Below are 10,813 nucleotides of genomic sequence, written 5' to 3' on the forward strand. Positions count from 1 at the left end.
TTTTAGGTGATACCGGTTATCTGGTTGAGCCTAGTTCGCCACAACAACTAGCTGAGGGGATTCAACAGATATTTCAGAATCTAGATGTTGCCAATCATAAAGGACTTCAAGCCAGGGAGCTATGTGTGAAGTACCATAGTGTTGATGCCATGGCGGCAGTTCTTGCAGATGTTATTGCTGATTTATAATCTGCTAAGCTGTTCAACATATAATTTTGCTCACTAACTAACAGCTTTTTTGTTGACTGTTTATGCTTGAATGGAGCACCAGTAAGTCTTCCCCTATACCAACAGTCAACAGTCAACACTCAACAAGAAAAAAACAGTAATCATGTCTCCTAATCGATTACTCCTTAGCTACGCACTACGCCATCCTATCTTGATTGTATTGACTGTCCTGCTGGGATTTTCCAGTGCCATGTTTAATAGTGTCGGTACAACCATAATTGTGCCGTTAGTGCTGGAATTTTTAGGTCAAAAGAAACTAGAGTTAAGCAAAGCACCGCCTATCATTCAGAAAACCATGGCTCTTTTTGAGGGCTTTGAAGGGGGCGATCGCTTGCTGCTCATGGTACTGGTAGTTCTCTTAGCCATTGTCCTGAAAAATGTAGCTAACTATGTCAATATCTTAGTGTCTACCCATTTATCCAAAAAATTAATTAATACCTTTCGTAAAGAAGGGATAAAATTACTACTGGATGTGGATCTAGATTTTTATGCTAAGACTAAAATTGGTGATATTATAAATCGGATTAGTCAAGAAATTGGTCGAGCCGCTAATGCCATTAAAATTGCTATTCAATTATTTACGACTATCATCACCATTTCTGTATTTGTATTTATTCTAATTTCGATTTCGTGGCAACTCACTATTGCAACAAGTATTCTATTATTGGGCGTATTCATTATTAATCAATTTTTTGTTAAGCGCTCTAAGAAATTTGGTAAAATTCTATCAGAAAAATCCCGAGGATATTCAGGAGCCTTACTAGAAATATTAACGGGTATTCGGTTAATTAAATCAGTTAGTAATGAACAAGATGAATATCAACGGATTGAAAAAGTTATTGATGAACGGGAACAGGCTGAATTTCAATCCCAGGCTAATTTTGCAGCAATTAATCCCATCAATGAAGTCTCGGGAATATTGGCAATTTTAGCTATCGTATTTGTGGGCAAAAACTTCCTGTTGCAAGATAGTTCAGCAGAAGAACTGGAAGCGATATCTACTGTTTTGGGGATTTATTTATTCTTACTATTCCGTCTGTTACCAGTAATCAGTCAGTTGAATGGGCAAAGAAGTCGGTTTGCTAATGTGTCTGCTAGTACAGCAATCGTGGCTGATTTTTTGCAGCGAGACAACAAACCGATCATGACCAATGGCAAAAATCTCTACACGAAGCTATCCCAAGAAATTCGCATTGAAAATCTCTCGTTTGCCTATCCTGGTCATGAGGATTTGGTACTCAATGGCCTGAATTTGTCGATTCCCAAAGGCACTACTATGGCATTGGTGGGTGCTTCTGGTGCCGGTAAATCAACTTTGGCAGATTTGTTGCCACGATTTTATGACCCAGTTGAAGGACGAATCACCATCGATGGCAAAGATTTGAGGGAGTACGATATCCGTTCCCTCAGACAAGCTATGGGGGTTGTCAGTCAGGATACATTTTTATTTAATAATTCGGTGCGCAACAATATTGCTTATGGAATGAAAGATGTTACCGAGGCAGATATTATTGCAGCAGCGAAACGAGCCAATGCCTATGAATTTATCACTCAATTACCCCAAGGGTTTGATACCCAAGTAGGCGATCGCGGTGTACTCTTATCCGGTGGACAACGTCAACGCATGGCCATTGCCCGGGCACTGCTGCGGAATCCAGATATTTTAATTTTAGATGAAGCAACCAGTGCCTTAGATACGGTTTCCGAACGGCTAGTACAACAAGCTATTGATGAACTCTGTCGCGATCGCACAACGGTAGTGATTGCTCACCGACTGTCTACGATCCAAAAAGCTGATCAAATCGTGGTTATGGACAAAGGGCAAGTGGTTGAGATTGGCACCCATGAGGAACTCCTTAAGAAGGAAGGTTACTACTCTCGTTTGTACAAGATGCAGTTTGAGCACAATAGCAATGGAGAGGTGAAAAATGTCGTAAAAAAGGAGTTAGTCAAGACCTCCCATGAAGTGCGAACTCACCTGACCCCAATGATTGTTTGCTTGCAGTTAGTGGTGAATGACCTAGTTGATAGCGCTCAGGAACGTCATGAATTAACTGAAGAAGCCTATAACTCAGCAGTTCGTCTGCTTAAAACGTTGGAGTATTTAGAAGAAAGCTCAACTATACAATCAACAGCCTGATTTGTAAAAAAGGGATGCAACATAAAATTGTCGGGTCATTGGTAATCGGTAATCGGTTTGTAAGCATTCAGCTATCAACGATCAGTTGAATGCTTATTAGATAATTAATCATCATTTGTACTAATCGAGCCAATCCAGATCTCGAAGCCATAACCCTCTGCACGCTGGTCAACTCGCTTACCAATCACCCTCACCTTGCGATTAACAAATCGATCCAATATCTCTTCTTCACGGCTGGTGACGTAAACACTCAGGGTTTCTGCTTGAGTTTCAAGCTTTAAGGGCATATCTCGTGTATTGGGACCAACCCGAACAGGCGATGATTGCAAAACTCCTGTCAAAGTTATTTCAGGTTCTGGTCGTTCAAGGTAAAAGGGTTTCTCCGCAAAAATTGTTAAAGTCTGTCTGTCGTTATCCATACTCGCTTGGGTGAGGGAGAGAGCGTCAGGTTTGACCAATCGCCTGTACCAAGGTGATACTGGTGATACTCTCAATAGTGTAGTTGAAGGTTTCCAGACGGTTGCCAAACCGTCTGGAGTGGTTTTGCCCAGTTCACATCCAAGACAACCAGCGCCCAGGAAGATGATTGCTATGAGTAGGATCCGATAATTTGTTTGCATAACATTCATCTTCCTCTATACTATGTGCTAGTACTATAGGCTAGTGCTATCTGCTATTAGTTACGGGTTAGTTACGGATGTGGGATGCCCAGTAAACCACCTGGGAGCCTGTGGGGACACTAAATCCGCGAATCCGAATCTTCCAAGTACCGGGTGTCAGACTACCGGAAACCTGTGCTCGCTCGAATACACTCACAGCTGAGAAACCCCTGGCTCTTTCAGTTCCTGTGGGATCAATCAGGTGGATATCAATGTCGTTGTGAGCCTGGGATGCAGATTCCGGCCACCAAAGTGCACCATCAAAATCTTTTTTGCCAGCAGCTACATTAATTGGAATGTCAATAGTCGTTCCGTTGCCTACTACTACTTTACCCCAATTTGCCCAACCATTAGTTGCCATCTTTAGAGGACCAGCACCTTCTGTATTGTTATAGGGATAGGGATTCTGTCCGTAAAGAATCATGAAGGCGTAGGTTTGACCATTATCAAATGTTCCGAACTGTCGGAGCCAATTGCGGGAAAGCATAGCAGCAGCGGCGGCGTAAGGGGTTGCCCCACTAGTTCCTCCAAATACCCTCAGAGCATTGTCGGAGACGTTACTAGCGGTTTCACTAAATGTGGGAGTTTGGATATCTGGCTTGTAGCGACCATCAGTAGCTGGACCACGACCCTGGCTATTGTACTGGGTCTGATCAGTTGTCATGAAGCCGCCGACTCCGATTACCTTGTGAGCAATTCCCGGAGAACGAACTGTGCTACTGCTAGGTCCGAAGTTGCCATTAGCAGATACAAAGATCACACCAGCATCATAAGCATTATCAGCAGCAGTGGCGATTGTTCCTGTTTCCGACTCGTTGGCTTGAATCTCTCCAACAAGTACTTTGTCAAACAGAGCGATTCCTCTTTGAATGCCCCGAAGGGTGGCGGTGGTATTAAGACCAAGGTTGCTATAGATGTTCCAACTGTCTAGCCGTATTCCAGTTACACCCCGATAGGAATTTCCCAATCGATTGTTACCACTGATGATGGCGGCAGAGCTAGTTCCGTGATTCCAGAAAGTATCAAAAGGGTCGTAGCCAGGGTTTGAGGTATCGTTGCAGTTTGGACCACCGTTAACACAATCTCGTACTAAGGCAATATTACTTGGGGAGTTGAATAGGACATGGGTGCGTCTGATTCCAGTATCCAGAAGACCAATCCAAGGTTGAGTTAGTCCCAGATTGAAGTAGGGATCGGATACAATTAGACGTCTACCGTCATCAACATCGTTGTTGCTAATGGAGTCCGGTGGCTTTTCCCCTCCTTCTACTGGTTGAATGTAAGCAACATCTTGGGATTCAACTAATTGCTTAATCTTGCCAATCTCTGTCTTTCCAGCCACAGCATTGACGATCCAAAAGTGTTCAGTTGGTTTAAATGCACGGAATGCCCGGTTCTTTTTAATTAGAGTCAACTGGGAATTAGTTCTTGCTGCTTTGAGCTCTTCAATCGCCTTGTGACGTCGCGTACCTCGCTCTCCACGCTTCTCCCCTTGCCCTAATTCTGGCATGAGGGGAATTCGCCGGTCTTCTTTGAACGTAACAATCACCTCAATATCATCACTCGGTCTCTTAATCTGGCGCAACCGCTCTAGGGCTGGGCTGATCTTTGAAGTCGGGCCAAGTTTACCTATGTCAGGTTTCTTTTCTATGGGAAAGTTCACCTTGTAGATATTCTGGTCTGGGATAACACTGCTTTTAAAGTCAGTAAACGAACCAGTCTTAGGAATGAACACGGAATTGATAGTGTTAGCCCGGTCTACCGGTACTTGGTAAGGATTGTAAAACTCACCACTGATGGTTTGCTGGCCCTCACCCTTTACCATTAACGGGAACATTAAGGAAATGAGCAAACCTCCCGTCAACAAGAAAAAGCTTTTTCTCGTTACCATTTTGTTTTCCCTCGCGATCACTTAGAGAAATTTTTTTGAATTTACAGACCAGGACTATTGAAACAGTCAAGTTTTACTACAGCAGCTATAGTACTTAGCAACATGTTGTGATCCTGCTCTATTGATCTATCTGGAGAAGATCATGATTTTTACACCAAGCTCGCTGGATTTGTTGTAAATGTTTACAATAAAGTCTTAGCTTGATCGATAGTTAATCGATAGTTATGTGAGCATTTACAACAAATCAGGGAATGATCTATCAACCACCACGGCCAAAAATTCCTGAGTGTAGCTGGCAACGTCCCCTAGGACTAGGCTGGGATAACCCTTATACTGTCCGTTACCCAAGTAATCTTGATGATGGTCCCTGGCATGGGATGCCCTTGGGGGGATTTGGGGCTGGTTGTATTGGTCGCTCTCCCCGAGGAGATTTTAATTTATGGCACTTGGATGGGGGAGAACACATCTTTAAAAGCCTCCCCGGTTGTCAATTTAGTGTATTTGAACAACCAGAGCATTCTCAGCCGATGGCTTATGCTTTATGCACTCAACCACCAGAGGATGGTAAGCTAGGCTCTTGGCAATGGTATCCAACCCAAGGCAAAGGTGAGGAAAACAGCTCAGAGGTTTCTGGTCACTACCATGCTTTGTATCCTCGCAGTTGGTTTACCTATCAAAATGTCTTTCAGACTGAACTAACCTGCGAGCAGTTTTCTCCGATTTGGGCAGGATGTTATCAGGAAAGTAGTTACCCGGTGGCGGTGTTTGAGTGGACGGCTCACAACCCTACTGATACCCCGATTACCGTTAGCATCATGCTCACTTGGCACAATATAGTGGGTTGGTTTACCAATGGGATTAAAAATCCCGAGGTGCGGGTAAGGGATGATGGTAGTCCGGTGTATGAGTACCAGCCTCGGTGGGGAGATAGTACCGGGAATTTGAATCAGTGGATTGTGGATCACTATCGGGTCGGATTTGTTCTAGACCGGGTGAGACTGGGGGATGATATTAAAGAAGGGGAAGGGCAATTGTGCCTGGCTACAGTTACTAATCCCAGTATGGAGGTGTTCTACCACGGTCGCTGGAATCCAGTTGGTGATGGTGCTGAGGTTTGGGATACCTTTGCTACGGATGGTAGCTTGGTAGACCATCAAGATGAAACCCCAGCGGCACCAGGAGAACAAATTGCCTGCGCGATCGCAATTCGCTTCACTCTTCGTCCAGGTAAAACCCGCAAAATTCCCTTTATCCTGGCTTGGGACTTCCCGGTGACGGAATTTAAATTAGGTATTAACTATTACCGGAGATACACGGACTTTTTTGGACGCAACGGTAATAATGGCTGGCCGATGGTGCGCACTGCTCTCAAGCACCATGATCTGTGGCGAGAACAAATTGAATCATGGCAAGAACCGATTTTAAATCAGGAAGATTTACCGAATTGGTTCAAGATGGCCTTGTTTAATGAGCTGTACTTGCTCACGGATGGCGGTACTCTCTGGACAGCAGCAACTGAACTTGACCCAATTGGACAGTTTGGTGTATTAGAATGTCTAGATTACCGTTGGTACGAAAGCCTGGATGTGCGGCTCTATGGTTCTTTTGCCCTAGCAATGCTGTGGCCGAAACTGGATAAAGCGGTGCTAGAAGCCTTTGCCAGAGCTATCCCGACCAGCGATGAAACACTGCGTATTATTGGATACAACCAAGCTCAAGCTGTACGTAAAATTGCGGATGCTACTCCCCATGATCTAGGAGCTCCTAATGAGCATCCTTGGCAACAAACTAATTATACTAGCTACCAGGATTGTAACCAGTGGAAGGATTTAGCCAGTGACTTTGTTTTACAAGTCTATCGGGATTTTGTTTTCTATAGCGCTACAGATATAGAATTTTTGTGGGAGTGCTGGTCATCCATTGTCAAGGCACTGGCTTATCTCAAGAGGTTTGACCAAGACGGAGATGGGATACCAGAAAACTATGGCGCACCAGATCAGACCTTTGATGATTGGCGATTGCAGGGAGTAAGTGCTTATTGTGGGGGGTTGTGGTTAGCGGCCTTGGAGAGTGCGATCGCAATTGGAGAAATTCTGACCAAAAATTATCCACCAACATCCCCATTCGTAGAAGTACCTGAGCTAGATTCCATTCAAGACACCATTGACTGCTATCGCCAGTGGTTAGCACAAGCTATGCCAATTTATCAAGAAAAGCTGTGGAATGGGCAGTACTATCAACTAGATAGTGAAAGTGGCTCAGATGTGGTGATGGCAGACCAGTTGTGTGGTCAATTTTATGCTCAGTTACTGGGATTACCGGATATTGTGCCACCAGAGTGTACTCTCTCAGCCCTCAAGACTGTCTATGATGCCTGTTTTTTAAAGTTCCATCAGGGTCAACTCGGAGCAGTTAATGGAGTCAGACCCGATGGCACACCAGAAGATCCCGATGCCACTCATCCGATGGAAGTGTGGACAGGAATTAATTTTGGATTAGCAGCATTTCTGATTCAGCAAGGCATGAAAGATGAAGCTTTACGTATAACTGAAGCAGTGGTGAGGCAGGTTTACGATCATGGCTTGCAATTTAGGACACCAGAAGCAATTACAGCAGCAGGGACATTCCGGGCTAGTCACTATTTGCGAGCCATGGGGATTTGGGCAGTTTATTTAATCCTTAAGGATAATACCAAATAGAAAAAGACAGGTAATGGCGGGGGTTATGTACCCTTAGTTATGCGATGCTCCTTTGGAGCCGCTACGGGAACGTACTGCCACACTATCAGCAAGATGCCCTAATCGCTGGTTTTTCAACGGAAAATCCTATAGCCAAATTTTATAATGTCCTGATGATGAACTTAGCAATAAGAAGGTAGCTAAGGGAGCAAGCCTGATTGATAGTCCAAGCTACAGCAGCTTGGGGATCTTGCGGTGCGACCCAAGGGGGATTTACTCGCCCATTGGAAAGCGCACCGTCAGGATGATAGTTAATTTTATGGCGTTGCTGATTCTGGGTATGGTTTTGCCCCCCTAGGGCGTGTCTTCAAACTCCGAGATCCCCCTAAATCCCCCTTAAAAAAGGGGGACTTTGAGTATGGCTCCCCCCTTAATAAGGGGGGCTGGGGGGGATCTAATATCTTGCGGAAAACTTTGAAAACACACCCTAGCCCCCCAAGCGAGGGATTGCTCGCTTGGGGGGAACAAAACTCTCAAAGTCCCCCAAGCGAGGGATTGCTCGCTTGGGGGATTTAGGGGGCTGTCATAAAACCAGATAATCGCGCATTCATTCTTTAATTCAGCAACGCCAATTTTATTGCTGTTTCGGTAAATTTTTTACCTGGTTGAGTGATTTTTTCTCTGCCAGGGATTATTTTAACATAGTGAAACCAACCTTGGCAATAATTTGCTTTGGTTTCGCTACTCCTCAACTGCTCTCTACATAAAATCAAGGGTTTTAGGAGTAAAGTCAGTCAACCAGATTTGTTACTTGTAAGCATTGAGCTATCAGCACAAAATCCGTCAGTTTTTCAATCAAGCAAAACTTAGAAATTTTCCTGAGAGGAGCGAGTACATGAGTTATCTTGGACAACCTTCAATCAGCGGATAGCTGATAGCTCTAGGCTGAATGCTTACTGTTCCGTTAGTCTAACTTTCGGGCATTCTCTAAGTATAGGCTCTGACTTGGAGTGATCAATTACAGATATAACAAACAATTAAGAGGATAAAATAATGAAATTCACTTACCGTGGTATTACCTATGAAAATGATCCGGTAAATTTTGAGATGAAATCCGAAAAAATTGTTGGTAAGTATCGTGGTGTCCGTTGGCGACAGCCAAAGCTCAACGGTGTGCTTTTACCGGAAGCTATCGGTAAATTAAAGTATCGTGGGGCATATTATCTCCACGTTGTTTGGGGTAAACCGATTGATTTTACTAAGCAACGTTACGGAGCAAAGCATCCTTGTTCTAAATAGCTAAGCTATTGCCTTATCCCAGATCAGCTATAGCGCCAATCGGCCTTAGCTGAATGCTTACATACATAAGCTATAGAGTATCTTGAAATTGTTCCTTAAGTTGGGCTTTGGGTAATCCACGATAGCAACACTATTACTAAACTAAGGCAAAAGGCTTTCATGCAAAAGGCTTCAATGGCTTACCCAAATTGCCACAATACTTGGCACAATACTATAGATGCTTTGGATGCCTTCCCGTAGGGGTGGGGAAAGCCCGTTATATCCTTGGGACGCTTCTGCTGAGGAAAACCTCTGGATGATTGGTTGAGCTAGTTCGCCTCCTTATAGCTAGAAACTGGTGGCGAACACCAGGTTATGATATAGGTTAGTACCCAAAGACTAACTAATCGAAACTAATAACCGATGGATGGATATGGCTGGAAGCTCCACCCCTGCACCGGACAAGGGAAATTTCCGTAGCTCTCCTTCTCAGGAGAAGCACAAAGGGTTCCAAAAGAAAGTCAAAAACATCGTCAACAACTCGAATTATGGAGCTAAGATTAAGGCAGAAAAACTTGCACCAATTGTAAGAGGATGGCGAAATGATCACCGCTCCGGCAAAATTGACAGTGTAAGACACTCTCTCTGGTTCCTTATAGTTAAGAGGTTTTGAGTTTTATTCGATAGTGATTATGTCCCATCATCTCATCTTCAGAGAATCACGGACTGAGGTTTCTGTACCTGTGAAAATTGCATCCTCACCTCCATCTACCATTCCCAATACGTCTGGGTCTGCTGGGCAACTGGGGAATTTGAATCATTGGATTTTTGTGTCTATTGGACTAGCTTTAGTGGTGATTGGATTAGTAGTGTATGGTAAGCTGCAATTCAAGGATAAGGACAAAAAGCTCAAATTGGAGCAGTATAAAACTGCTGATCTCCGAAAAAAGTTAAAGCTGGCGCTTAATACCATCCGGAAAATGGAATCCAATCCCGATTTGGTTCACTCGCGGGAATTTAATCTGGACTACCTCAGAATGCGAATGGAAGAAGAGGTATTCCACTTTGGAGTTATCAATCAAATTAAAATTCGAATAAAACAGTTAATCAGTATAGCATTACGACCTACTCAAGACTCTAGAAATGTTATCGGTGTTGCTAGTACGTCAGGTCGTAAAATTAATGAAATATTTGATGTTAAGTACGAGACTGAAATTCGAGGTAAACGCAGTGTGGGAGTGCTTTTCCGCATTCAAGTTAAGTTAATGAAATTACCCACTCAACGCACCTCGGCAACCGTTAGCCAAATTATTGACTGTATTGAAACATTTCTTAGTCCAGATGCGGACAATGATACCTGGCAACCAACAATTCAAGGACGTATTGTTTGCATGCGTTGGGATCAAAAGGCAAAACCAACGCCATTATTAGTATTGGAGCAATCCACTGAAGGGGTTAATGTTACTCTAAGAACCAAACGGGTTGGGATGACGTAATATCAATTTCATTGATAGTAGTTCTCAATGGTTTTAGGGAGTAGGGAGTAGGGAGTAGGGAGTAGGGAGTAGGGACTTCGGAGCTGGGACTTCGGAGCTGGGAGTAGGAAGATGGCGAGATGAAATTGGTATTACCAATTACCAATTACCAATTACCCAACCTTTACAATACCGATGCTCCCGGACATGATATTGGGCAGTGACTCTACCTGTAGGGTGCCTTAATCAGGCACTCTACTCTACTACTACGTAGAGATGAGGGTACGCAGTTTGGGGTAAGTTCTGTTTAGGTTATAGCGTTTATCGCAGTTATGAGGTACAGTATTCTTTGACTTTGATTCCCTGTATTGATGCAGCGCATCCCTATTCCCTATTACCTATTCCCCTCCTGGGATGGGTTAGGGGTTGGTTCCTGTTCCCTGTTCCGTTGATCCGCTGTTCCCT

The 10,813-nt window shown here is 43.9% G+C and carries 8 protein-coding genes; 6 read left to right on the forward strand and 2 right to left on the reverse strand.

Translation table 11 applies throughout. The features are described from left to right. Together F6K37_RS21805 and F6K37_RS21810 are read left to right on the forward strand one after the other, a co-directional pair. The coding region (locus F6K37_RS21805; RefSeq protein ID WP_502709581.1) for a glycosyltransferase at positions 1 to 188 on the forward strand (188 nt) is incomplete at its 5' end. Positions 189 to 330: 142 nt separating this feature from the next. Next, entirely contained in the window at positions 331 to 2,367 is a 2,037-nt protein-coding gene (locus F6K37_RS21810) for an ABC transporter ATP-binding protein (RefSeq protein ID WP_287252110.1), read from the forward strand. A gap of 104 nt (positions 2,368 to 2,471) precedes the next feature. On the opposite strand, the gene F6K37_RS21815 is transcribed toward F6K37_RS21810, so the two are convergent. Next, a complete protein-coding gene (locus tag F6K37_RS21815; RefSeq protein ID WP_287252112.1) occupies positions 2,472 to 2,987 on the reverse strand; it encodes a hypothetical protein in 516 nt (171 codons plus the stop codon). Between the two features lie 67 nt (positions 2,988 to 3,054). Then, a complete protein-coding gene (locus F6K37_RS21820) occupies positions 3,055 to 4,917 on the reverse strand; it encodes a S8 family serine peptidase (RefSeq protein ID WP_287252113.1) in 1,863 nt (620 codons plus the stop codon). Positions 4,918 to 5,168: 251 nt separating this feature from the next. Between F6K37_RS21820 and F6K37_RS21825 the strand changes: the two genes are divergently transcribed. The 4 genes from F6K37_RS21825 to F6K37_RS21840 all read left to right on the forward strand — a co-directional run bounded on the left by F6K37_RS21825 (position 5,169) and on the right by F6K37_RS21840 (position 10,369). Then, positions 5,169 to 7,616, forward strand: coding sequence for a GH116 family glycosyl hydrolase (locus F6K37_RS21825; protein WP_287252114.1), 2,448 nt, complete (start codon positions 5,169 to 5,171; stop codon positions 7,614 to 7,616). A 1,032-nt stretch (positions 7,617 to 8,648) separates the two neighbouring features. Beyond that, positions 8,649 to 8,894, forward strand: coding sequence for a DUF4278 domain-containing protein (locus F6K37_RS21830; protein WP_008189294.1), 246 nt, complete (start codon positions 8,649 to 8,651; stop codon positions 8,892 to 8,894). 412 nt (positions 8,895 to 9,306) lie between these two features. Beyond that, positions 9,307 to 9,546, forward strand: coding sequence for a group II intron maturase-specific domain-containing protein (locus F6K37_RS21835; RefSeq protein WP_229414744.1), 240 nt, complete (start codon positions 9,307 to 9,309; stop codon positions 9,544 to 9,546). Positions 9,547 to 9,565: 19 nt separating this feature from the next. Then, on the forward strand, positions 9,566 to 10,369 hold the full coding sequence (locus F6K37_RS21840) for a hypothetical protein (protein ID WP_008189298.1): 804 nt from the start codon (positions 9,566 to 9,568) through the stop codon (positions 10,367 to 10,369). Positions 10,370 to 10,813: the final 444 nt, after the last annotated feature.

This window comes from Moorena sp. SIO4E2, from assembly GCF_010671945.1.
Lineage (GTDB): Bacteria > Cyanobacteriota > Cyanobacteriia > Cyanobacteriales > Coleofasciculaceae > Moorena > Moorena producens.